This window comes from Pseudomonas sp. GW821-FHT01D09, assembly GCF_059422465.1.
Window position 1 is genome coordinate 1 of record NZ_JBWKWY010000018.1, and the last position, 24753, is coordinate 24753.

Annotated in this window: 20 protein-coding genes; 10 read left to right on the plus strand and 10 right to left on the minus strand. The window is 61.0% G+C overall.

The features are described 5' to 3' along the window. Positions 1-104: 104 nt before the first annotated feature. Complete coding sequence (locus AC07W7_RS16675; RefSeq protein ID WP_099167809.1) at positions 105-863, minus strand: SDR family oxidoreductase; 759 nt, start codon at positions 861-863, stop codon at positions 105-107. Positions 864-938: 75 nt separating this feature from the next. On the opposite strand from AC07W7_RS16675, the gene AC07W7_RS16680 reads away from it, so the two are divergent. The 4 genes from AC07W7_RS16680 to groL all read left to right on the plus strand — a co-directional run bounded on the left by AC07W7_RS16680 (position 939) and on the right by groL (position 4440). Further along, positions 939-1670: a HugZ family pyridoxamine 5'-phosphate oxidase gene (locus AC07W7_RS16680; protein WP_495039726.1), complete on the plus strand. Its 732-nt coding sequence runs from the start codon at positions 939-941 to the stop codon at positions 1668-1670. A 66-nt stretch (positions 1671-1736) separates the two neighbouring features. Beyond that, the gene (locus AC07W7_RS16685; RefSeq protein ID WP_076961844.1) at positions 1737-2213 is read left to right on the plus strand and encodes an FxsA family protein; all 477 of its coding nucleotides are present in this window, start codon (positions 1737-1739) and stop codon (positions 2211-2213) included. Positions 2214-2441: 228 nt separating this feature from the next. Further along, positions 2442-2738 (plus strand): co-chaperone GroES, encoded by a 297-nt coding sequence (locus AC07W7_RS16690; protein ID WP_495039727.1) that lies wholly within the window; start codon positions 2442-2444, stop codon positions 2736-2738. Between the two features lie 49 nt (positions 2739-2787). Next, positions 2788-4440, plus strand: a complete 1653-nt coding sequence (gene groL / locus AC07W7_RS16695) for a chaperonin GroEL (protein ID WP_169864468.1) — start codon at positions 2788-2790, stop codon at positions 4438-4440. Positions 4441-4525: 85 nt separating this feature from the next. Here the strand turns inward: groL and AC07W7_RS16700 are convergent, their stop codons facing one another. Continuing rightward, positions 4526-6463, minus strand: a complete 1938-nt coding sequence (locus AC07W7_RS16700) for an LTA synthase family protein (RefSeq protein WP_169864470.1) — start codon at positions 6461-6463, stop codon at positions 4526-4528. A gap of 201 nt (positions 6464-6664) precedes the next feature. Here AC07W7_RS16700 and colR point away from each other — a divergent pair, with 201 nt between their 5' ends. From colR to AC07W7_RS16725, 5 genes are all read left to right on the plus strand, one after another. Beyond that, on the plus strand, positions 6665-7348 hold the full coding sequence (gene colR / locus AC07W7_RS16705) for a two-component system response regulator ColR (protein WP_029295378.1): 684 nt from the start codon (positions 6665-6667) through the stop codon (positions 7346-7348). Then, positions 7338-8618, plus strand: a complete 1281-nt coding sequence (locus AC07W7_RS16710) for a sensor histidine kinase (RefSeq protein WP_236309709.1) — start codon at positions 7338-7340, stop codon at positions 8616-8618. Before colR ends, AC07W7_RS16710 begins: the two co-directional genes overlap by 11 nt. 169 nt (positions 8619-8787) lie before the next feature. Continuing rightward, positions 8788-9468 (plus strand): class I SAM-dependent methyltransferase, encoded by a 681-nt coding sequence (locus AC07W7_RS16715; protein ID WP_076961848.1) that lies wholly within the window; start codon positions 8788-8790, stop codon positions 9466-9468. A 4-nt stretch (positions 9469-9472) separates the two neighbouring features. Continuing rightward, entirely contained in the window at positions 9473-10189 is a 717-nt protein-coding gene (locus tag AC07W7_RS16720; protein ID WP_076961849.1) for a lipopolysaccharide kinase InaA family protein, read from the plus strand. After that, positions 10189-10416, plus strand: coding sequence for a hypothetical protein (locus tag AC07W7_RS16725; protein WP_076961850.1), 228 nt, complete (start codon positions 10189-10191; stop codon positions 10414-10416). The genes AC07W7_RS16720 and AC07W7_RS16725 overlap by 1 nt, the downstream gene beginning before the upstream one ends. Before the next feature lie 222 nt (positions 10417-10638). Here AC07W7_RS16725 and AC07W7_RS16730 read toward each other — a convergent pair whose 3' ends face one another. From AC07W7_RS16730 to AC07W7_RS16760, 7 genes are all read right to left on the minus strand, one after another. Next, positions 10639-13671: a multidrug efflux RND transporter permease subunit gene (locus AC07W7_RS16730; protein WP_495039728.1), complete on the minus strand. Its 3033-nt coding sequence runs from the start codon at positions 13669-13671 to the stop codon at positions 10639-10641. 3 nt (positions 13672-13674) lie between these two features. Further along, positions 13675-14838, minus strand: a complete 1164-nt coding sequence (locus tag AC07W7_RS16735) for an efflux RND transporter periplasmic adaptor subunit (protein WP_495039729.1) — start codon at positions 14836-14838, stop codon at positions 13675-13677. A 179-nt stretch (positions 14839-15017) separates the two neighbouring features. Further along, positions 15018-18044: a multidrug efflux RND transporter permease subunit gene (locus tag AC07W7_RS16740; RefSeq protein WP_099167816.1), complete on the minus strand. Its 3027-nt coding sequence runs from the start codon at positions 18042-18044 to the stop codon at positions 15018-15020. Beyond that, positions 18041-19201: an efflux RND transporter periplasmic adaptor subunit gene (locus AC07W7_RS16745; protein WP_099167817.1), complete on the minus strand. Its 1161-nt coding sequence runs from the start codon at positions 19199-19201 to the stop codon at positions 18041-18043. Before AC07W7_RS16745 ends, AC07W7_RS16740 begins: the two co-directional genes overlap by 4 nt. A gap of 262 nt (positions 19202-19463) precedes the next feature. Beyond that, positions 19464-20561: a DUF1513 domain-containing protein gene (locus tag AC07W7_RS16750; RefSeq protein ID WP_076961855.1), complete on the minus strand. Its 1098-nt coding sequence runs from the start codon at positions 20559-20561 to the stop codon at positions 19464-19466. 2 nt (positions 20562-20563) lie between these two features. Continuing rightward, entirely contained in the window at positions 20564-21628 is a 1065-nt protein-coding gene (locus tag AC07W7_RS16755) for an imelysin family protein (protein WP_076961856.1), read from the minus strand. A 31-nt stretch (positions 21629-21659) separates the two neighbouring features. After that, positions 21660-23090 (minus strand): di-heme oxidoreductase family protein, encoded by a 1431-nt coding sequence (locus AC07W7_RS16760; RefSeq protein ID WP_495039730.1) that lies wholly within the window; start codon positions 23088-23090, stop codon positions 21660-21662. Between the two features lie 147 nt (positions 23091-23237). On the opposite strand from AC07W7_RS16760, the gene AC07W7_RS16765 reads away from it, so the two are divergent. Continuing rightward, on the plus strand, positions 23238-23801 hold the full coding sequence (locus AC07W7_RS16765; protein WP_197880848.1) for a nitroreductase family protein: 564 nt from the start codon (positions 23238-23240) through the stop codon (positions 23799-23801). A 161-nt stretch (positions 23802-23962) separates the two neighbouring features. On the opposite strand, the gene AC07W7_RS16770 is transcribed toward AC07W7_RS16765, so the two are convergent. Next, complete coding sequence (locus tag AC07W7_RS16770; protein WP_420876154.1) at positions 23963-24718, minus strand: methyl-accepting chemotaxis protein; 756 nt, start codon at positions 24716-24718, stop codon at positions 23963-23965. Positions 24719-24753: the final 35 nt, after the last annotated feature.

Sequence of the window (24753 nt, forward strand, 5' to 3'; positions counted from 1 at the left end):
CGATAGCGGTGGGTCAGTTAAATATTTATCAACTGACCCACCGCTATCGCGGGCAAGCCCGCTCCCACACAAGCCCGCTCCCACATTAGAATGTGCGGTACCAGTTACAGGCGCAACCCCCCATCCATCTCCAGAATGCGCCCGGTGTAATAGTCGTTCTCGAAGATATACGCTGCCGAATGGGCGATCTCTTCCGGGCGGCCCATGCGCTTGAGGGGAATCCCCGCCGTCATCTTCTCCAGCGCCTCGGGCTTCATGCCCAGGGTCATCTCGGTCTCGATAAAGCCTGGGGCAATGCCCGCCACGCGGATGCCATAGCGTGCCAGTTCCTTGGCCCAGGTCACCGTCGCCGCTGCCACGCCGGCCTTGGCCGCCGAATAGTTGGTCTGGCCGACATTACCCGCCCGGGAGATTGACGAAATGTTGATAATGGCGCCGTGGTTGTTCAGTTCCACCATCTTCGCCGCCACTTCGCGGGTGCAGAGGAACACGCCGGTCAGGTTGACGTCGATCACCGCCTGCCACTGGGCCAGGCTCATCCTGGTCATTTCGCCGTCCTTGACCTTGAGCAGCAGGCCATCGCGCAGGATCCCGGCGTTGTTGATCAAACCATGGATCGCGCCGAAATCATCGGCGATCCGGGCCACGGTATGGATCACCTGTTCTTCATCCGCCACATTACAGAGATAGCTGCGCGCGGTAACGCCATGGGACTGGCAGGCCGCCACTGCTCCATCGAGCTTTTCCTGGTTGAGGTCCACCAGCGCCAGGTGGGCCCCTTTGCTTGCAAAATACTCGGCCATGGAACGGCCCAGCCCCTGGCAACCGCCGGTGATAATGATTACTTTGTCGTTGAGATGCATTCGCATGTCCTGTGAGCAGATTTAAGCGGTTGCCCAAGTCCGTTTTTTGACGGAATTTATCGAAGGAGTCATAAGTTGAGCGTCCACGTAGCCCAGAATGCCCGAGAACTACTGCTCAAGGAATACCGTGGGGCGCTCGCCACCCACTCCAAGGCCATGCCCGGCTTCCCCTTTGGTTCGGTGGTGCCTTACTGCCTGGACGCCGAGGGCCGGCCGCTGATCCTGATCAGCCGTATCGCCCAGCACACCCACAACCTGCAAAAAGACCCTAAATGCTCGTTGCTGGTGGGCGAGCGCGAGGCCGAGGATGTGCAGGCCGTGGGGCGCCTGACCTACCTGGCCGAGGCCGAAAAGCTCGACGACGAGGCCGCCATTGCCGCTGCCGCCGAGCGTTACTACCGGTACTTCCCGGATTCGGCGAACTACCACAAGGCCCATGACTTCGACTTCTGGGTCCTCAAGCCGGTGCGCCATCGCTATATCGGCGGTTTCGGGGCGATCCACTGGGTCGATCAGTTGAACCTGGCCAACCCGTTCGCCGGCAAGGCCGAGCTGAGCATGATCGAGCACATGAACAGCGATCACACCAAGGCCATTGCCCACTATGTCGAACTGGCCGGCCTGCCGACCTTCGAGCCGGCGCAATTGGCCGGTATCGACAGCGAAGGCATGCACTTGCGCATCGGCCAGGGCCTGCACTGGTTGCCTTTTGCGCAGACTTGCAACACGCCGACACAAGTGCGCGAGGCCCTGGTTTTCCTGGCTCACGCCGACGCCTGGCCGAAAAAAGCCGGCATGCACGCTTGAATTCACGAAAGGGCGACGTCATTTAAGGTCTAGTAGCAAGGCATTCTTGCGTTGAGGAACCATTTGATGCGCCCTTTTTTATTGCTCTTTCTGCTGTTTCCGGTGCTGGAGCTGTTCGTATTCGTCAAGGTCAGCGGGGCTATCGGGTTTTTCCCGGCGCTGCTGCTGATCATTCTCGGCTCGATGCTCGGCGTGTTTGTGCTGCGCATCGCTGGCCTGGCCACGGCACTGCGTGCCCGTGAAAGCCTGAACCGTGGCGAATTGCCGGCCCAGACCATGCTCGAAGGCCTGATGATGGCCTTGGCCGGTGGCCTGCTGATCCTGCCGGGTTTTGTCAGCGATGTGCTGGGCTTGATCCTGCTGCTGCCCTTCACCCGTCGCTTGCTGGCGGGCAAGATGCGCCAGCGTGCCGAAGAAGCGGCGATCCGCCAGCGCGCCTTTGCCGATGACCTGCAGCCCCGTGGCGGCCCGGCACCTCGCCAGCCGCTGGGGCGTGAAGGTGATGTGATCGAAGGCGAGTTCGAGCACCGCGACTCCAAGTAATGCCATCCCTGGCCCGGCACCTTCGGGTGCCGGCCGACACAAAAAATTTCACCTGCGGCCCTTGTAATAAGCATATACGCCCTTATGTAACGGTCACCGCAAGGTTTCTGGTGGCGACACCAGACAGACTTCCGCGTTTCGCTTGGCGAAGCGCGACCGGCACCGCCGGAATACAACCAGCCGGTACTGATACCGGCCGATGAAACTTACAATTAGGAGAGATCGACAATGAGCAAGCTTCGTCCTCTGCACGACCGCGTCGTTATCCGTCGCAGCGAAGAAGAAAAGAAAACCGCTGGCGGTATCGTTCTGCCAGGTTCGGCTGCTGAAAAAGCCAACCACGGTGTGATCCTCGCAGTTGGCCCAGGCAAGCCCCTGGAAAACGGTCAAGTACGTGAGCTGCATGTGAAAGTGGGTGAGAAGGTTGTATTCGGTCCTTACTCCGGCAGCAACACTGTGAAAGTCGACGGCGAAGATCTGCTGGTGATGGCTGAGAACGAGATCCTCGCCATTCTGGAAGACTGATTTCCCGCTCATTTTCCCGTTACTACAAAGTATTTAAGGAATATCGATCATGGCTGCTAAAGAAGTTAAATTCGGCGATTCCGCCCGTAAAAAAATGCTCACCGGTGTCAACATCCTGGCTGACGCAGTAAAAGCGACCCTGGGCCCGAAAGGCCGTAACGTGATCATCGAGAAGAGCTTCGGCGCTCCGACCATCACCAAGGACGGCGTTTCCGTCGCCAAAGAAATCGAACTGGAAGACCGTTTCGAGAACATGGGCGCGCAGCTGGTCAAAGACGTTGCCTCCCGTGCCAACGATGACGCAGGCGACGGCACCACCACCGCCACCGTTCTGGCTCAGGCCATCGTCAACGAAGGCTACAAAGCCGTCGCTGCCGGCATGAACCCGATGGACCTCAAGCGCGGCATCGACAAGGCGACCATCGCCATCGTTGCTGAGCTGAAAAACCTGTCCAAGCCTTGCGCTGACACCAAGGCCATCGCTCAGGTAGGTACCATCTCTGCCAACTCCGACAGCTCCATCGGCGACATCATTGCCGAAGCCATGGAAAAAGTCGGTAAAGAAGGCGTGATCACCGTTGAAGAAGGCACTGGCCTGGAAAACGAATTGTCGGTTGTAGAAGGCATGCAGTTCGACCGTGGCTACCTGTCCCCTTACTTCGTCAACAAGCCAGAGACCATGGTTGCCGAGCTGGACAGCCCGCTGATCCTGCTGGTCGACAAAAAGATCTCGAACATCCGCGAAATGCTGCCAGTACTGGAAGCCGTTGCCAAAGCCGGCCGTCCACTGCTGATCGTTTCCGAAGACGTTGAAGGCGAAGCCCTGGCGACTCTGGTGGTGAACAACATGCGTGGCATCGTTAAAGTCGCAGCCGTCAAGGCTCCGGGCTTCGGCGACCGTCGCAAGGCCATGCTGCAGGACATCGCCGTCCTGACCGGCGGCACCGTTATCTCCGAAGAGATCGGCCTGAGCCTGGAAAGCGCCACCCTGGAAAACCTGGGTAGCGCCAAGCGCGTGACCATCTCCAAGGAAAACACCATCATCGTTGACGGTGCTGGCGTAGAGCAGGACATCCAGGCGCGCATCACCCAGATCCGTGCCCAGGTTGCCGAAACTTCGTCCGACTACGACCGTGAAAAACTGCAAGAGCGCCTGGCCAAGCTGTCTGGCGGCGTTGCAGTGATCAAGGTTGGCGCGGGTTCCGAAGTAGAAATGAAAGAGAAGAAAGCCCGCGTTGAAGACGCCCTGCACGCAACCCGCGCAGCCGTTGAAGAAGGCGTGGTACCTGGCGGTGGCGTTGCGCTGATCCGTGCTCTGGAAGCGCTGACTAACCTGACCGGCGACAACGCTGACCAGAACGTGGGTATTGCTGTACTGCGTCGTGCTGTTGAAGCACCGCTGCGCCAGATCGCTGCCAACTCCGGCGACGAGCCAAGCGTTGTAGTCAACGAAGTCAAGAACGGCAAAGGTAACTACGGTTACAACGCTGCGACTGGCATCTACGGTGACATGATTGAAATGGGCATCCTGGACCCTACCAAGGTGACTCGTTCCGCGCTGCAAGCGGCATCCTCCATCGGCGGTCTGGTCCTGACCACTGAAGCTGCGATCGTTGAAGCGAAGAAAGAAGCCCCGGCTGGCGGCGGTATGTCAGACATGGGCGGCATGGGTGGCATGGGCGGTATGGGCGGCATGATGTAAGCCAGCCTTACCCCTGATGCATAAAAGCCCCGCCTGAGTGATCAGGCGGGGCTTTTTCATGGGCGCTTATCGGGGCACTGTTGGCTCAGTTGAGGGCCGGGTCTTTCGGGGCTTTCCAGTTCAGCAGGTGGTGCTTGAAGTCATAACTGGCCGTTTGGTAGTAAGTGATCGCGCGCTGGATCAACGGGTCATTGCTGTCAACCCGGGACTCCTGGCTTGCACCCAGGGCCTGGTCATGGCGACGCAGGCCTTGGCGCGGGCTAAGGATTGCCAGGTTGGTGCCATCAAACAGGCCCAGGTGCTGATAGTTGCCGACCACCACGCGCGGTGGCAGCGGGTTGTCCTGCAACAGGTTGCGCCCGAAAAACGTCGATTCATAGCTCAGGTTCAGCAGCCCCAGAAGTGTCGGGGCGAGGTCGATCTGGCTAGCCAGTTGCGCGCTTTCCCGGGCCTCGATCAATTTCGGCGCATAGATAAACAACGGAATCTGGTAGTTGGCAATGGGCAAGTCTTCCTTGCCCGCGCTGCCGGCGGTGTGGTCGGCGACAAACACGAAGATCGTATTGTCAAACCACGGTTTTTGGCGCGCAGCCTGCAGGAACTGGCCGATGGCGTAGTCGGTGTATTTCACCGCACCGTCGCGACCATTGCCGGACTTGATATCGATCCTGCCATCCGGGTAAGTGTAGGGGCGGTGGTTGGACGTGGTCATCAGCTGCAGCAGGAACGGTTGTTGTTTGGCGTAGTCGGCATCCGCCAGTTTCAGGGTCTGGTTGTACAGGTCTTCATCGGCCATGCCCCAGGCGTTCTTAAAACTGATGTCGGATTCGGCGACACTGCTCTGGTCGACCACCCGGTAACCGTTGCCGCTGAAAAACGCATTCATATTGTCGAAGTAGCCGCGACCGCCATACACAAACACGCTGTCATAGCCGATGCCCTTGAGCTGCTGGCCCAGGCTGGCAAAGCCGCTTTCCCGGCCAATGCGCTTGACGATGGAGCGCCCCGGTGTGGGCGGGATGGCCAGGGTAATGGCTTCCAGACCGCGGTCGGTACGGGTGCCGGTGGCGTAGAAGTTGTTGAAGTACAGGCTCTGCTTGCGCAGTGCGTCGAGGTTGGGCGTCAGGTTGCGTGCATCCCCATTGCTGCCCATGTATTTGGCGCTGAAGCTTTCGATGGTCACCAGCACTATATTGGGTTTGCGCAGGGTGCCGGGGTTATCGATGGTGCGGCGGATATCCAGCGGGTCGCTGCCGATGAAGCGGGCATTGGGCTCGCTCAGCTCCGCGCGTAGCTGGCGGGCCACGGTATCGCTCGGCAGGCTTTTGTAGAACTGGCTGTAGTCCAGTTCGTTGTTACGGAACGCCGCGAAGAACTGGTATGGGCCATTGCTGGCCAACTCGTTGTTATAGGCGTTGCCACCCTGGGTGCGCGGGCTGTCCTGGCTGATCACTTGCAGGCTCAGGCCGGCAACCACCAGCAGTCCCAAGGCATTGAGCAAGCGCCCACGCATGGCCGGCAGGGGCGAGTCGAGGGCTGCGTTGAACAGTTTGCGCAAGGCCAGGCTCAAGACAATCGCCAGCACCGCCAACAGGCTCAACAGTTTGCCGATGGGGTAGGACTCCAGCAGGTTGTTCAGTACCTCGTCGGAATACACCAGGTAATCGACGGCGATAAAGTTGAAGCGCACCCCGAACTCATCCCAGAACAACCATTCGGCCACTGAGGTGAACAGCATGGCGAACAGGCTGACGGTCAGTACCCCTTGCAGGAACCAGCGATGGCCACGCCGCCGCCATAACGCGGGCGGGCACAGCAGCAGGTACAGGCCCAAGGGCAGCGCGGCATAGGCCAGGAAGCCCAGGTCGTAGAGCAGGCCTACACCGAACACCGGCAGCAGGTTACCGCTGACTTCATCCAGGTGGGTGACGAGCAAGACGCTGCGGGTCAACAAAAAAATGACCAGCCAGGTGCCGGTCACCAACAGCAAATAGCGCATTGGCGCAGTTTTGATAAAACCCATATCTAACTTCCTTATATCAATGGGGGGCGATTTTCACTCGGGTACTGTAGTCAAGCTGTGAACCGATAGTGAAAAACTCGTTACGCCAGGCAATCAGTTGAAAAGAGTAATAGGTTAGCCTGTCAGGCCTAGCGGTAAGCCCGGCTTGGCCTTAAGCTGCGCGAGCCAACACGGCCGCTACCGCGTACGGAGACACTGCCCATGCGAATTTTATTGGTTGAAGACAACCGCGATATTCTGGCCAACCTGGCCGATTACCTGGGGCTCAAGGGCTACACCGTAGACTGTGCGCAGGACGGCTTGTCAGGCCTGCACCTGGCCGCCACCGAGCATTACGACCTGATCGTGCTCGATATCATGTTGCCCGGGATTGATGGCTACACCCTGTGCAAACGCCTGCGTGAAGACGCGCGCCGCGATACGCCGGTGATCATGCTCACCGCCCGCGATCAATTGGACGACCGTCTGCAAGGCTTCAAATCGGGTGCCGACGACTACCTGCTCAAGCCGTTTGCCCTGTCGGAGCTGGCTGCGCGCATCGAAGCGGTACTGCGTCGTGCCCAGGGTGGCGGTCGGCGGGAGCTGCAGGTCGGCGACCTGTCCTACGACCTCGACACCCTGGAAGTGACCCGCGAAGGACGTCTGCTCAAGCTCAACCCGGTCGGCCTGAAACTGCTTGCGGTGTTGATGCAAAAAAGCCCGCATGTCCTGCGCCGCGAAGTGCTTGAAGAGGCCCTGTGGGGCGATGACTGCCCGGACAGCGACAGCCTGCGCAGCCATGTCCACCAATTGCGCCAGGTGATCGACAAGCCTTTCGCCAAACCGTTGCTGCAAACCGTGCATGGTGTGGGCTACCGCCTGGCAGAGGGCCGTGATGGAGTTTAGGCAAAGCCTTGCCCAGCGGATCATCATCGCCTTTGCGCTGATGAGCGCGCTGGTGGCGGGAGCCTTCGCCATGGGCATCGTGGCCACGGTGCACCTGGTAGAAGAAAAACTGATTTCAGCGGGCCTGGGCGGCGACCTGCAACGCCTGCTGTTGATGGACAGCGTCGAGGACTGGCGCCACCGCCCTGAGCCGGACCAGTTGTTCTACTTCAGCGGCGGGCGTGGGGATTTTCAACTGCCCAAGGACTTGCGGCATCTGGATGCCGGCTTTCATGAAGTCTTTCGCGAAGAGCTTTCCTACCATGCCATGGTCGAGATCGTCGACGGCCGGCGGTATGTCCTGCTGCAAGACCAGAGTGATTTTGAAGAGCGCGAGCGCGTACTGTTTGCGGTGGTGCTGGTGGGGTTTGTCCTCAGCCTGGCGCTGGCGGTATTCCTCGGCTGGGTTCTGGCCCGCAAGGTGATGGCACCGGTCGTACGCCTGGCGCGCCAGGTGCGCCATCGCGACCAGCTATTGGGCCTGGCCCCACCGCTGGCCCCGGACTACGCGGCCGACGAAGTGGGCGAGTTGGCAGTGGCCTTCGACGCCACCCTTGGCCGCCTGCGCCAGGCGCTGACCCGTGAGCGCTTGTTCACCAGCGATGTCAGCCATGAACTGCGCACCCCCTTGATGGTGCTGGCCAGTTCCTGCGAACTGCTGCTGGAAAACCCGGCGATCGATTCACGGGGGCGCAAACAGGTCGAGCGTATCGCTCGGGCCTGCGAGGAAATGCGCGAGCTGGTGCAGACCTTCCTGATGCTGGCCCGTGCCCAGCATGATGACACCACGATGTCACCCCAGGTCAACCTGGCCGAGGTCGCGGAGGGCTTGCTGGGGATCTGGCGCGAACCCATCGAGCGCAAGGGCATCGAGTTGTTCTTCCAACCGGGCAACCCACTCGACACCCGCTACAACGCCACCTTCCTGCATGCGGTCATGGGCAACCTGTTGCGCAATGCCCTGCATTACACCGAGCAGGGGTTTATTCGCCTGACCCTGGAGCCCACCGGTTTTGTGGTGGAAGACAGTGGCGTGGGGATTCCCGAAGACAAGCGCGAGGCCATGTTCGAGCCGTTTGTGCGCGGCAACGAAAAGCGCGGTGACGGCCTGGGCCTGGGTTTGTCGCTGGTCCAGCGCATCTGCGAGAGCCAGGGCTGGGTGGTCAGCCTCAGCACCATGGAGCCCAGTGGTTGCCGCTTCCAGGTTGAATTGAACCCAATCAAAACCTGACCCCTTGCCTGCCCCTGCTCTCGGGGGCAAATGGCTTTATGCCATGCTTTTTCCCTGTAAAACTTTGTAATTCTTTAGGATTAGACGGGACGTTTTTTTCACAAAGGGTTGACCTGCGGATGACGCACGACTGCTTAAGGTTGTCGGCATCAGTCCAGGAGAGCTGTTGATGGCTACCCCAATCAAGCTTGAATTTTCCGCAAAGTACGACGACCAGCACGCTCAGGAATATTTGCTTAAACATCAGGACACCCTGTCGCGCCGTCTGTCTCACAAACGTGATGAACAATTGGCCCGTGGTGCGCTGGCGATGGCCGGTGAGCCTGGCCTGGTATTGGACCTGCCGTGCGGGGCCGGGCGTTTCTGGCCGTTGCTGGCCGAAAAGCCCAACCGGATCATTATCGGTGCGGACAATTCCGAGTCCATGCTCAACATCGCCATGGGTGCGCAGCCGGCCGAGGTGGTCAAGCAGGTACGGCCCTTGCAGACATCTGCCTTTGATATCGATTTGCCAGATAACGCCGTGGACAGCATTTTCTGCATGCGCCTGTTGCACCACATTGGCGAGCCTGCGCACCGCATGGCGATATTGAAGGAATTTCAACGAGTTACCCGCGATAGCGTGATTGTCTCGTTGTGGGTGGATGGCAATTTCAAGGCCTGGAAACGCAAGCGCCTGGAAGAGCAGCGCCGCCAAAAAAGTGAGCAGGACAGTTACCGAAATCGATTTGTGTTACCGGCTGCTACTGTTGAGGCTGAGTTTGAGCAAGCTGGTTTCCGCGTCCAGGAGTATTTGGACTTCATACCGCTGTACGCCATGTGGCGTGTGTATGTATTGCGCAAGAGGTAACAGGATGGCAGTTGAGTGCGTAGCAGGCAGTCACGTAGCTCCCGAAGAGCGGTTCGATTATTTCTGGCAACAGCAGGGCGAATGGGTCGAGGAACCCAATCGACGGCGGGGTGGCGAAAGCGGCGTACAGCGGGTGATCGGTACCCAGGGGCGCCTGCTCTACAGCAAGCGCCAGACCGGCCATACCTACCGCAGTTGGCTGCATCCCTTTGGGCGGCCTACGGTACTGCGCGAGCGTGATGCGCTCAGGGGCCTGCGCTTGCTGGATGTGGGCGTCCCGGAACTGGTGTTTTGTGGTGCCCGTCGCGATCGGGACCAGCAGTGGACGGCCTTGCTGGTGACGGCGGCATTGGAGGGTTTTACGGACATCGACAGCTGGTACGCCGCTGGTGGCCGCGAGCAATGCGGGGAGCTGGCGCATGAGCGCCTGCTCGATGAATTGGCGCAAACCCTGGCGCGGATGCACAAGGGGCGCTGGCAGCATGGCTGCCTGTACAGCAAGCATATTTTCGTGCGGGTCAGCGGGGCGGGTGAGGGTGCGACGGTCGACGTGGCGCTGCTGGATCTTGAAAAGTGCCGCCAACGTTTGACCGCCCGCCGGGCCGCTGCCCATGACATGCAGCAATTGCGTCGCCATTCGTCGTGGAATGCCACCGACTGGCAAAAACTCAGCTACTTTTACGAAACGGCGTTTGGCAGCGCTATCAAGGGTTTAACCTAATGAAGCTAGAAATAGCACGAGGTTTGTTTCTGTTGGGGGCCTTGGGCATCGCTTCCCTGGCCCTGGCTGCCTGGGAGCAGCCCCGCACAGAAGTCCTCAGCGCAGAGCACAGTGGTGGGCAATGCCCGCTGCCGCGTATCGCCAAGACTGCTGGGGTTACACAACCTGATCATCAGCTTTTGCTGTTTATGTTTGGGATGTCCCAGGGCATGAGGCCTGCGAGTTGAATAGATTGACGCCCCTGTAAAAGGCCCCGCAGTGCGGGGCCTTTTGTTTTTTGCGTGTTGCTGCGTGCTTTGCCCGGGTGGCGGCTAAAACAGAGCAACAGCAGAAGCGGAGCGCGAAGCTGCATTCCTCTGTGGGAGCTGGCAAGCCAGCTCCCACAGAGGGACGTGCGCCCCGTCAGGGCGCAGCCAATCGCCGCCATTACCGCAGAAATGGAGATGTCCTCAATCAGCCAAGGGATCACGCTTGGCCAACAACGTATAAACACACGGCAACACAAACAAAGTAAACAACGTCCCCACAGACATCCCCGTAGCAATCACCATCCCGATATCAAACCGACTGACCGCCCCCGCCCCCGTGGCCAGGATCAACGGCACCATCCCAAACACCATCGCCGCCGTGGTCATCAAGACCGGGCGCAGGCGAATCGCCGCCGCCTCTTCCACCGCTTCACGGGGCGTCAGGCCTTTGTCCTTGCGCAACTGGTTGGCAAATTCGACGATCAGGATCCCATGCTTGCTGATCAGCCCGATCAACGTCACCAACCCCACCTGGGTGTAGATATTCATGCTCGACCAGCCGAGGAACAACGGGATCAACGCCCCGCAGATCGACAGCGGCACCGTCACCAGGATCACCAGCGGGTCACGGAAGCTCTCGAACTGCGCCGCCAGCACCAGGAAGATGATTGCCAGCGCCAGGCCAAAGGTGACCCACAGCGCGCTGCCTTCCTGGATGAACTGGCGCGACGCGCCGCTGTAGTCAAAGGCATAGCCGGCCGGGGTTTCTTCGAGGGCGATCTGGCGCACGGTGTCGATGGCCTCGCCCATGCTGACAATCGGGAAACCCGAGATCAGTGCCGAGTTGAGTTGCTGGAACTGGTTCAGCTGGCGTGGCCGTGCGCGGTCGCTGACGCTGATCAGGGTCGACAGCGGCAACAGTTCGCCCCGGGTGTTTTTCACGTAGTAATTGTTCAGCCACTCGGGGTTGTCGCGGTAGGCCCGTTCGACCTGGGCGATTACCTTGTAGCTGCGCCCATCAAGGGTGAACCGGTTGATCTGCGCCTCCGCCAGCAAGGTCGCCAGGGTGTTGCCCAGGTCTTGCATCGACACCCCCATCTGTGCTGCCTTGGCGCGGTCGATATCCACCACCACCTCGGGCTTGTCGAACGCCAGGTCGATATCCACAAAGGCGAACTTGCCCGACTCCATGGCGCGTTTCTTCACGCGGGTGGCCACTTGTAGCAATGACTCATAGTCATTCGGCGTATTGATCACAAACCCGAAGGGCAGGCCTTCGCCGGTGCCCGGCAGCGACGGCAGGTTGAAGCCGAACACCTGCAAGCCGGGAATCTGCTCCAGGCGTTTCTGCACCTCGGGCAGGATCTGCATCTGCGTGCGGTCGCGCTCGTTCCACGGTTTGAGCAGGAAGCCGCCGATACCCGACTGCACCCCGTTGAACCCATTGATCTGGAATGAGGAGTAGTACTCCGGGAAGTCCTTGAAGATCGTGATGAACTCATCGGTGTAGGTGTTCAGGTAGTCCAGGTTGGTCGGCTGCGGCGCGCTGGCCATCATGAAGATGATGCCCTGGTCTTCGTCCGGGGCCAGTTGCGACTGGGTGAACTTGAGGAACACCGGGATCAGGCACAGCACGATCAAGGCAAATACAATCACCACCGGCCGAGTGTCCAGGGTGCCGTGCAGCAGGCTCTGGTAGCGGCGCTTGAGGCCCTCGAAGATCAGGTCCAGGCGATGGGCCAGGCCCGTGGGGTTTTCGTCGTGGCGCAACAGCAGGGCACACATCATCGGGGACAAAGTCAGGGCAACGATGCCGGAAATCACCACCGCCCCGGCCAGGGTCAGGGCGAACTCCTTGAACAATGCCCCGGTCAGCCCCTCAAGAAAGCCGATGGGCGCGTAGACCGCCGCCAGGGTGATGGTCATCGACACCACCGGCACGGCAATCTCCCGCGCACCTTCCAGCGCTGCGTCCAGTGGCGTCTTGCCGTCTTCGATATGGCGGTGGATGTTCTCCACCACCACAATGGCATCGTCGACCACCAGGCCGATGGCCAGCACCATCGCCAGCAGCGTCAACAGGTTGATGGAGTAGCCCATCAGTTGCATGAAAAACAGCACGCCAATCATCGACAGCGGGATGGTGACCACCGGGATCACCACCGAGCGCAGCGCCCCGAGAAACAGGAACACCACGACGATCACGATCAGCACTGCTTCAAACAGGGTCTTGATCACTTCGTTGATCGAGGCCTGGATAAACAACGTGGCGTCGTAGGCAATTTCGGCCTTGAGAGTGGGGGGCAACTGGGATTCCAGCTCCGGCATCAGCTTGCGCACTTCCTTGATCACGTCCAGCGGGTTGGCGCTGGGCGTGGCCTTGATGCCGATATACACCGAGGGCGTGCCGCCAAAGGAGCTGATGGCGTTGTAGTTTTCCGCGCCCATTTCCACCCGGGCCACATCGCCGAGCAGCACCCGGCTGTCGCCATCGGTCTTCACCGTGATAGCGGCGAAGGCTTCGACGGTCTTCAGGTCGGTATTGGCGTTGATGCTGGTGACCACATATTCGCCCTTCACCTCGCCAGCGGCGGAGAGGAAGTTGTAGTGGCGCACGGCATCGGTCACGTCGCTGGCGCTCAGGCCAAAGCCCGCGAGCTTGACCGGGTCCAGCCACAGGCGCATGGCAAACACCTGGTTGCCGAGGATCTCGGCCTCGGCCATGCCGGGCAGGGTCGCCAGCTTAGGCTGGATCACCCGCGACAGGTAGTCGGTGATCTGCGGGTTGCTCAGTTGCTGGCTGGAGAAGCTGATATACATCAGCGCCGAGGCATCCGCGGCTTCCTTGCTCAACACCGGGTCTTCGGCGTCCAGGGGCAGTTTGTTCTTGACCTCGTTGGCCTTGGCCAGCAGCTCGGTGAACAGGCGGTCGCTGTTGGCGCCGATCCGTGCATAGATGGAAATCACCGAGAAGTTCTGGCGGCTGACCGAGGTCATGTAGTCGATGCCTTCGGCGCTCGCCAGGCTTTGCTGCAATGGCTGTGTGATGTAGCCCTGGATCGTCTCGGCATTGGCCCCGGGGTAAGCGGTGGTCACCGTGATCAGGGCATTTTCCATGGACGGGTATTGGCGCAGTGGCAGTTTGCTGTAGGCCTGCAAACCCAGGAGCACGATCAGCAGGCTGACCACCATGGCCAGCACCGGGCGGCGGATAAACGTGTCGGTAAACGCCATGGCTCAGTTCCTTGAACCGTCGTTGCGCAGAGGCAGGCCAGGGGTGGCCGGCAGGTTTTTATCCGCAGTGATGGCAATATGCGCACCGGTGTCGAGCTTGATCTGCCCGGCGCTGACCACTTGCTCGCCACGGCTCAGGCCCTGGGTGACCAGCACCAGGCCGTCGTGCCGTTCGCCGGTCTCGATAAAGCGCCGTTCGGCAATCAGGATCGGTTGGCCGCTGGCATCTTGTTCGAGGCTGCCGTCCGCGGCCTTTTTCTGCGCCACCACATAGGCCGAATTGCCGTAGAGGGTGTAGGTAATCGCACTTTCCGGTATCACCACCTGGGCTTGCGGATCGGGCAACAGCACTTGCAGGCTGCTGAACATGCCCGGTAGCAGTTTAGTGTCCGGGTTGGCCAGGGTGGCCCGCACCAGCACGTTACGGGTGCTGCTCTCGACTTTGGGGTTGATGGCGCTAAGGGTGCCGGGGAAGGTCTGTTTGGGGTAGGCCGAGACGTGCACCTGTACCTCCTGGCCGATGGCCAGCTTGGGCACCGATTGCTCGGGCACATAGAAGTCCACGTACAGGCTGCTCAGGTCCTGCAAGGTGGCGATCACCGTGCCGCTGGCCAGGTAGTCGCCCACATCCACCTGACGGATGCCGATGGTGCCGCTGAACGGTGCGACGATATGTTTCTTGGCCAGGGATGCCTTGAGTTGGTTGACCGTGGCTTTGTGCTTTTGCAGTTGCGCCGAGAGCCGGTCGAACTCGCCCCTGGAGATTGCCTGGCTGCCCACCAGTTGGCTGCCGCGCCCGTAATCGAGCTGGGCCAGGCCCAGGTCGGCCTGGGCCGTTTGCAGCAAGGCGTCTTCCACCGCGCTGTCGAGTTGCACCAAAGGTTGCCCGGCCTTGACCTTCTGCCCGGACTCGAACTGCACGTCCTTGACGGTGCCGGCGATCTCCAGGGCCAGGTTCACCCCTTGCAAGGCCTTGAGCGTGCCCACCGCTGGCAGGCGTTGTTGCCAGGGGTGTTCGACCGCCGTGGCCACCGCCACGCTGATCGGCGGTTTGGGCGCAGAAAAGACCTGGATCTGCTGATAGATGGAAAAGGCCTTATAGCCTCCCAGCAGCAGGACGATTAACAGGACAATGGCCAACATGATCAGCATGCGACGACGCAGCATATTCCGGTTCCTTGGAAAAAACTGAGGCAGACGAAGACGAACGATTCGGCACATTACTCTGAGTTTCGGGGGGATTCCAACTGGTAAATTTCACAGTTGGCAGGCAGGCTCAAACCCCCGGGTTGTAAGGGCTTGGAGGAGTAGGAAAGGGGTGTCAGCCCTTTCCTTGGGGGCGTGTATCAGCGTGTAGGTTTGGCCAGCGCCGTATACACCGACGGGAGGACAAACAAGGTGAACAAGGTGCCGATCGACATGCCGGTGGCGATCACCATGCCGATATCAAAGCGGCTGACCGCGCCCGCCCCGCTGGAAAACACCAGGGGGATTACCCCCAGCACAGTGGCGATGGTGGTCATCAGCACCGGCCGTAAGCGGATCGCGGCGGCTTCCTCGATGGCGACGCGGGGTGACAGGCCCTGTTCCTTGCGCAGTTGGTTGGCGAACTCGACGATCAGGATGCCGTGCTTGCTGATCAGGCCGATCAAGGTGACCAGGCCGATTTGTGTGTAGATGTTCAGGGTCGACCAGCCGAGGAACAACGCAATCAACGCGCCGCAGATCGACAGCGGCACCGTCACCAGGATCACCAGGGGGTCACGCAGGCTTTCAAACTGGGCCGCCAGCACCAGGCCGATGATCGCCAGGGCGAGGCCGAACGTGCCCCAGAGCGCATTGCCCTCCTGGACAAACTGGCGCGTGGCGTTGCTATAGTCGAAGGTGTAGCCGGCTGGTGCCTCTTCTTCAGCGATGGTTTGCAGGGTTTCAAGTGCGTTGCTCATGCCGACAATCGGGTAAGCCGAGACCAGCACCGAATTGAGCTGCTGGAATTGATTCAACTGCCGCGGTCGTACCTGTTGCTTGGAGACGGTGATCAAGGTCGACAGGGGCAATAATTGGCCTTTGGCATTTTTTACGTTGTAGTGGCTCAGCCAGTCCGGGTTGTCGCGGTAGGTGCGCTCGACCTGGGCGATCACTTTGTAGAGGTTGCCATCAATCCTGAACCGGTTGATTTCCGTTTCCGCCAGCAGGGTGGCCAGGGTCAGGCTCAGGTCCTCCATGGACACGCCTATTTGTGCGGCCTTGACCCGGTCAATGTCGATCACCACTTCGGGTCGGTCGAACGCCAGGTCGATATCCACGTAGGCAAATTTCCCAGAGTCGATCGCCCGTTGCTTGACGCGCTCGGCCACGCCCAGCATCGATTTGTGGTCTTGCTGGGAACTGATGACAAAGCCAAAAGGCAGGCCCTCGCCCGTACCCGGCAAAGAGGGCAGGTTAAAGGCAAAAACCTGCAGGCCGGGGATCTTGTCCAGTTTCTCGCGTAATTGCGCCAGCACCTGCATTTGTGTGCGCTCGCGCTTGTCCCAGGGCAGCAGTTGAAAGCCGCCAACCCCCGAGTGCACGCCATCGAGGCCATTGATCTGGAAGGAGGCCTGGTACTCGGGCACGGTCTTGAACGGCTCGATAAAGTCCTGGGTGTAGCGATTGAGGTAGGCCAGGTTGGTCGGCTGCGGCGCGTTGGCGAGGATAAAGATCAGGCCCTGGTCTTCATCGGGTGCCAGCTCCGAGAGGGTGAAGGTGAGCATGGCCGGGATCAGGCCAAGGATGAGCAGGGCGAACACGATGACCACCGACTGCGCCTCCATGATCTGGTGCAGGCGGCGCTGGTAACGGTGCTTCAGATGATTGAAAAAGCGATCGAGGAGCAGCGGCAGGCCCTGTGGCTGTTGTTCCGGGCGCAACAACAGGGCGCACATCATGGGGGACAGGGTCAGGGCAACGATGCCGGAAATCACCACGGCGCCGGCCAGGGTCAGGGCGAACTCCTTGAACAGCGCGCCGGTCAAGCCTTGCAGGAAGCCGATCGGCGCATACACCGCCGCCAGGGTGATGGTCATGGAGATCACCGGCATGCACACCTCCCGCGCCCCCTTGATCGCGGCTTCAAGGGGGGACCTGCCTCTTTCGATATGCCGATGGATGTTCTCCATCATCACAATGGCATCATCGACCACCAGGCCAATGGCCAAGACCATGGCCAGCAGCGTCAGGACGTTGATGGAGTAGCCCATCAGTTGCATGAAAAACAGCGTGCCGACCAGCGACAAGGGAATGGTGATGACGGGAATCACCACCGCGCGTAACGAACCCAGAAACAAGAACACCACCAACACCACAATCAGGATGGCTTCCATCAGGCTCGACAGCACATGGTCAATAGAGGCGTTGATATACAGCGTCGAGTCGTAGGCGATATCCGCATGCAGGTGGGGCGGTAACTGTGTCTGCAGCAGGGGCATCAGCTCGCGTACGCGCTTGCCCAGCTCCAGTGGGTTGGCATCGGGGGTCGGTTTGATGCTGATATAGGTCGCGGGCAGGCCATTGAACGAACTGAAGCTGTCGTAGTTCTGCGAACCCAATTCCACCCGCGCCACATCACCGAGGCGGACCTGGCTGTCACCGTCGATTTTCAAGGTGATGGCCCGGAAGCCCTCGGCCGATTGCAGCTCGGTATTGGCCGTCACACTGGTGACTACAAGTTCACCGGTGGCATCGCCGGCAATGGACTGTACGTTGTAGCGCTTGATGGCGTGCGTCACATCGCTGGCGCTCAAACCAAACCCCGCGAGTTTCAGCGGATCGAGCCACACACGCATGGCAAAGCTTTGGTTGCCGATGATCTGGGCCTCGGCCATGCCCGGCAGTGTCACCAGTCGAGGCTGGATCACGCGGAGCAGGAAGTCGGTGATTTGCGCATTGCTCAGGGTGTCGCTGGAAAAACTCAGATACATCAGCGCGGTGTTATCCGCCGCGACTTTGCTCAGGACCGGGTCCTCAATCTCCTTGGGAAGCTGGTTCCTCACTTCATTGGTCTTGGCCAGCAGTTCGGTGAATAAACGATCGCTGTCGGCACCGACCCGGCCATAGATGGAGATAATGGACACATTCTGCCGGCTGGAGGAGCGCATGTAGTCAATGCCTTGCGCGCTTGCCAGGCTTTTCTGCAGGGGTTGTGTGATATAGCTCTGGACGGTTTCGGCACTGGAGCCCGGAGAGAGCGTGGTCACCGTAATCAGCGCATTTTCCATCTGGGGGAACTGGCGCAGCGGCAATTGCCCCCAGGCTTGCCACCCCAGCAGCAGGATCAGCAGGCTGACGACCAGGGCCAGCACGGGACGGCGGATAAACAGGTCGGTGAACGTCATTCAGCGTTCTCCCGTTGTGCCGCCAGTGGTCGCTCATCGGGTTGATTCCTGTCGAAGCTGATGTGCACCGGGGTGCCGTTTTGCAGTTTGATCTGGCCGGCCGTGATGATTTGTTCGCCCTTGGCCAGGCCCTTGGTAATCACGATGTCGCCGTCGCGTCGCTCGCCGGTTTCGACCAGGCGTTGTTCGGCGATCAGGACCGGCATGCCCTCGCCATCCAGTTCGTCGCGGCCTTCGCTGTTTTTGCGCGGCACCACGACGTACACGTATTCGCCATAGGGGCTGTAGGCAATTGCGCTTTCCTGGACCACGATGTGCGCGCCCGGGTCGGCCAGCATCACCTGCAAGTGGGCGAACATGCCCGGGAGCATGTCGTCGGGCGGGTTGGTCAGGGTGGCGCGTACCAACACATTGCGCGTGTTGTCATCGACGATGGAGTTGATGGCACTGACCGTGGCGAAACTGAAAAGCCCAGGCCGCGCCGAGACCTCAATGCGCACGGACTGTCCGATCTTGATCTGTTGGACGGCTTGCTCGGGGATATGGAAATCGACGTAGAGACTATGGGTATCCTGCAGGCTGGCGATCACCGTGGAGCTTTGCAGGTAGTCGCCGATGTTGACCTGGCGGATGCCAATGGTGCCATTGAACGGGGCGACGATACGTTTTTTTTCCAGGGTCGTGCGGCGTTGTGCAACGACGGCATTGTTGCGGTTGAACTCGGCGGACAGCCGGTCGAACTCACCTTTGGAAATGGCATTGACCGCCACCAGTTCCCGGCCGCGTTGAAAGTTCTGCCGGGCCAGGCTCCGGTCAGCCAGGGCCACCTCCAACTCAGCCTGCTCGGTCTGGTGTTCGAGCTGCAGCAGGGTTTGCCCTTCCTTGACCTCTTGCCCCGAGTCGAAGTGCAACTGGGTGACGACGCCGGGCACCTCGATACTCAGGTTGATACCTTGCAACGCCTTGAGCGTGCCCGCTGCGGGCAACTGGCGCTGCCACGGCTTTTCGAGGGCCGTGGACACCGCCACGCTGACGGGGGGCTTCGGCGCATGCAGAAGTTGCAATTGTTGGTAAGCCCAGAACGCCTTGTAGCTGGCGAGCATCAGCACGACCAACAGGACGATGCTGAGCATGGTAATCATCCGGCGACCCGGCATAGTTGCTTCCTTGTGATGGCGATGTCGTGCGGGAGGGGCGATGGACGAGCAGGCAGGCGCGCTCGTTGGCCCGGTGAGCCACGCAGTTTTCACGAGAAAGGCGGGTGCTATAAGGGGTAAATTCGCGAGTGTCTGTGAGAATGTTGGTTGCCGTAGAGAGGCGTTTTCACATGCTTCGTAGGAGAAATGCCTGGTGCTGGCGGGGCAGGAGAAGACGCTCCCGGGCGTTGGCCGGGAGCGATCAGGTGGCGCGGGGGGGAGGTCAAATCAGATGCAGGTGGTTATCCCAAAACCCGGCTGGTAAATCCAGGGGCTTGGCCACCCATTGGGGCTGCCGGCAATCGTAGAAACGGCAGCGGCCCTGGCCCGAGGTCACGACAAAGCCGTCCGCCACCGCGCCCACGCCGGCGCAGTCGGGCAATGGCCCGTCCAGGCGCAGTTCGCCGCTGTCCATGTCCCAGATAAAAAAGCGGTTACCCCGTGGCGCGGTCAGTGCCACCAGGCGTAGCTCGCTGTGCACGGCCACGCTGGCGGTGTAGTGCCCCATGGCCTGCAACTGCTCGTCCGCCACCGGGAACGCCACGAACGGTTGCCCCGGACGCTTGATCGCCAGCAGCTCGGAGCGCTCCTGGGACGGCCCCATGAACTGTTGCCCGGTGAGGATCGTGCCATCGCTGGCGATCCCCATATGCCGCACGCTGTTCATCGGCTGGGCGAGGGTTTCCTTGCTCAACAGGGTACCGTCACGCTGCATCAACACCAGGCTGGGTTCCATGGCGTCGAGGTTCATCTCGACCCGGCTCTCGGCCTCGGTGCGAATGCCACCATTGGCCACGATCAGGGTCTCGCCATCCGGCATCCACGACACCTGGTGCGGGCCGATGCCGTGGGTGGACATCTCGCCACTGTGCACCAGGCGCTCACCCTCAAACCGATACACCCCCAACAGGCCGCGACCGGGGTCGGTGGTGTCGTTTTCCGTGGCATACAGCCAGTCGCCACTCTTGTGGATCACCGCATGCCCATAGAAGTGCCGGTTAGCCTGGGACGTCACGGTTTGCAGCAGCGTGCCGTCGCGCAGGTCCACCAGATAGCTCTCGGTGCCCGGGCGGCGGGCCACGAACAGGGCGATGGGCAGGCTCGGGTGGTTGATGATGTCGTGGCAGCGCTGGCCGACCTGGGTGGCGAACACCTGGCTGCCGTCCAGGCGATAACCCACGGCGTAGTGCTTGCCATCACCATCATCCCGGGCCGACAGCAGCAGCGGGCTGTCGCCCTTGCGTTTGAACAGCGTCCAGCCGCCCAGGGTGATTGCACTGAGCAGCACGCTGCCGATGGCCAAAGCCTGTCGCCTGAGCATCATCAGTCACCGTCGTTGGCATTGAAGCCCAGTTGGATGCCCAGCGCCTTGGCCAGTTCGCCTTCGTGCAGGCGGTGGACCACGTTGAGGCTGTCGTAGAGTGCGTTGAGTTGCTCGCGCCCGGCGTCGTCGGCCAGCAGTTCATTGAGCGAACGCGGGTTGCTGTCGAACAGCTTCAGGGCGGCGGCGTAGGCGGCGTCGATCTTCTCGGCCAAAGGCTTCTGGTCGGCGGGCAGCAGGCCACGCAGGCCCTTGTTGTCGACCCCGACCCACACGGTCTGGGCCGCCGCGAGGCTGGCGCGCAAGCCTTGCAGGGACGACTGGCTGCGCCATGCATCGGCCTGGAACGGCTGAGGGATACCCTTGGACAGGCGCCCCATCGGTGTGCCGAGCTTTTTCTTCAGGGTGTCCAGGGCCGTGACCTGCACGCGCAGCAACTCGGCGATGGCCTCGTGGGAATCGGCGTAGCGCTGGTTAGGAAACTTGCTCATCTGCGCGAGCATGCCGTCGGTGCTGTTCCAGCTCGTAAGAATCTCTTCGGCCAGCAGTTTCTGGCGCTCGCCGATGGCAATCAGCAGCGGGCAGTAGCGGGCTTTCTGGGCGTCGTTGGCGATATCGGTCTTGGCGTCATACAGGATGTATTCGTAGGCCGACAGGCCCTGCACGACCACGCTGGACTTGGCCAGGGCGGCGGCATCGATCTGCGGCTGGGCGCTGGCCAGTTGCTCGACCTGGCGGCCGACGAGGTTTTTCTTGTCGGGCCAGAACTGCACCTGCCAGGCGCGATTGCCTTCGGCCAGCGGGCCGATCAGCAGCGGTTGCAACTCGGCCCAGGCTTTTTGTGCATGGAGGAAGTCGGCGCGGGCGGTCTCCAGGGATTCCTTGCCTTGGCAATAGGCCAGGGCGCTGACGGCCAATTGCCGGTCAGCCTCGACCCAGCGGCTGTAGGTCGGCAGGATCACTTGCTTGGCGATGGCCGCCGAGGTGACTGCTTGCGGGTCCTGCGGCGAGCAGGCGCCCAGGGCCAGGGCGGCCAGGCTGGTGAACAACAACTTGGGACGGAACATGTCGAGCTCCCTTCAATAATTGGGGCAAAGCTTATAGAGAATTCAGGAACGCGAGCAACGCGGCGCGCTGCTCGGCGTTAAACGACAACACCTGTTGTTGCGCCGCCTGGGCTTCACCGCCGTGCCACAGCACGGCTTCAAGCAGGTTGCGGGCGCGGCCGTCATGCAGGAACTGGGTGTGGCCACTGACGTTTTGCGTCAGGCCAATGCCCCACAACGGCGGCGTGCGCCAGTCGCGGCCACCGGCCTTGAATTCAGTACGGTTATCGGCCAGGCCCTCGCCCATATCGTGCAGCAGCAAGTCGCTGTACGGACGGATCACCTGGTTGGCCAGTTCCGGTTCGGCGGCATTGCCGGCGGTGGTGAACTTGGGGGTGTGGCACGCCTGGCAACCAGCCTGGAAAAACAGATTCTTGCCGGCCAGCACCTGCTGCGCGTTGACATCACGGCGTGCGGGTACGGCCAGGTTACGGGTGTAGAACAGCACCAGGCGCAGGATGTTATCGCTGACTTCCTGCTCGCCATTTTCGCCATTGCCGTTGGGCGCCTGCCTACAGGCAACCTGGGCCTCGGTGCAGTCGTCCATCGGCCGTAGACGGGTGGTCAGGCCCATATCACCAGAAAATGCGTGAATATTTTGTTGATTGAGGTTCGGTTGCCCGGCCTTCCAGCCAAAGCGCCCGAGCACGGTTTTTTGCTGGGCATCATCCCAGACCCAGTTCGGGCGGCCGAGCACGCCGTTTTTATCCGGGCGTTTGCTGGCGTTTTGCAGGATGTCCGCGTCGCTGATGGCTTCGAGCAAGCCCAGGCCGATCATCGGTGGGGCCACGCGCGCGGAAAACCGCGTATCCGGGTGCATCGGCCCGTAGCCGAGCTGGGTGATTTGCAGGGTCGGCTTGCGCAACTCGACCACCGTGCCGTCCTTGAACGTGACGTTGACCGGGGTGTAGTCGACCCGCACCTTGCCTTCCGGGACCACGCCGGGCACGGCCATGTCCTGCAGTTGCCCGCCGTAGACCGGCTCGGGCACCACGCCAATCTGTTCGATGACCTTGGCATAGGGCGGCGAATCCGGGATCGACAAACGCACCAGCATCGATACCGCATTGCTGGCGTCAGGTACGGGCGGGTGACCGCGACCGTCCTTGATATGGCAGTTCTGGCAGGCGTTGGTGTTGAACAGCGGTCCCAGCCCATCACGGGCGGTGGTGGTGGCCGGGGCGATCACCCAGGGGTTGCGGAAAAAACTGTTGCCGACGCTGAAGTCCAGGCGGCGGGTCGGTGCCAGGTTGGCCGATGGCAGTGAAAAGGCATTCTGGTCGCTCTTGCGCACCGTTGTGCCGCCTCCCGAACGGGCCTCACCGGGCTCGGCCTGGGTAAACGTCGGCGGCGGGGTGTCATCGCAGGCACTCAGGCCCACAGCCATCAAGAGTACAGACAGGCGAAGCGGCAAACGGAGCATCGGTAATCCTGGAAGACGAGCGACGGTGGAAAAAATCAAGGCGCAAAGTCTAACAGGGCGGGGCGGTTTGAATAAGAGCAATTATCGTTTGCTCCAATCCCGACCATTCCCGCTAGAATGGCCGCACATTTTTCCTGGAGGTGGCCAATGCAGGCTCTCGACGCTTTGCTTAACCGTGTTTCCGTGCCGCGCCTGCTGGAGCCGGCCCCTACTGCCGAGCAGCGCGAAGTGCTGTTCGCGGCGGCCATGCGGGCGCCAGACCACGGCCAGCTGCGGCCTTGGCGCTTCCTGACGGTGGAAGGCGCGGCCCGCGAACAGATGGGCACCCTGCTGGCCGAAGCGGCCCGCCTGCAAGACCCTGAGGCGCCGCAAGCGGTGATCGACAAGGCGCAGAACGGCCCGTTGCGCGCACCGTTGGTGGTGGTGGTGATTGCCCGTCTGCAGGAGCACTTCAAGGTGCCGCAGTCCGAGCAACGGCTGGCGGCGGCCTGTGCGGCCCACGGCATTCTGCTGGCGGCGTATGCCCAGGGCATTGGTGCGGTGTGGCGGACCGGGGAGTTGTCGTATTCGGCGCATGTGGCCAAGGGGTTGGGGCTGACGACCGGTGAAGAAGTCATCGGCTTCCTCTACCTGGGCACCGCGCAGAACCCGCCGCGTACGGCGGCCAAGGAAGATATCACGGCGTTTGTCAGCGCCTGGACCGGTGTCTGACTCGCCGCAAATCTGCTGGTGCTGTATGTGGGAGCTGGCTTGTGTGGGAGCTGGCTTGCCTGCGATAGCATCGCCTCGGTCTAACTGATACACCGAGGTGTCTGCATCGCAGGCAAGCCAGCTCCCACATAGGGTGTTTCATTGTTTTCAGAACCGGGGGGTTACACCCGGAACTGATCCATCAACTTCATCTGCTGATTGGCCAAGGCATTCAACTGGCTGCTGATTGCCGCCGATTCTGTGGCCTGGCCGGTCAGGGTCTCGGTCACGGTGCGGATCGCCGAGACGTTGCGGTTGACCTCTTCGGCCACGGCGCTCTGTTCTTCGGCAGCACTGGCGATTTGCAGGTTCATGTCGCTGATTACCGTGACCGCATCGCTGATCTTGCCCAGGGCCTGTACCGCCTGCTGGATCTGCCCGGCATTGCTCTGCGCCTGGCTTTGGCTCGAATGCATGGTGGTCACCACCCCGCGGGTGGCGCTCTGGATGCGTTCGATCACCAGGCGGATTTCCTCCACCGAATCCTGGGTGCGTCGGGCCAGGTTGCGCACTTCGTCCGCCACCACCGCAAAACCCCGTCCGCTTTCCCCGGCGCGCGCCGCTTCAATCGCGGCATTGAGCGCCAGCAGGTTGGTCTGCTCGGCAATGCTGCGGATCACTTCCAGCACCGAGCCGATCTGCTCACTGTTGACCGCCAGGGCTTCGACTTCGGTCACCGCCTTGCTGACTTCTTCGGCGAGGGTGGTGATATCGAGGGTACTGCGCTCGATAATCGCCAGGCCTTCACGGGCCGATTGATCGGCGCCCCGGGCGGCACTCGCCGCGTTTGAGGCGCTGTTGGCCACATCGTGGGCGGTGGCGCTCATCTCGTTGGAGGCGGTTGCCACCTGGTCGATCTCGCGGAACTGCACCTGCATGCCTTCGCTGGTCTGGCGCGCGATTTCCGAGGATT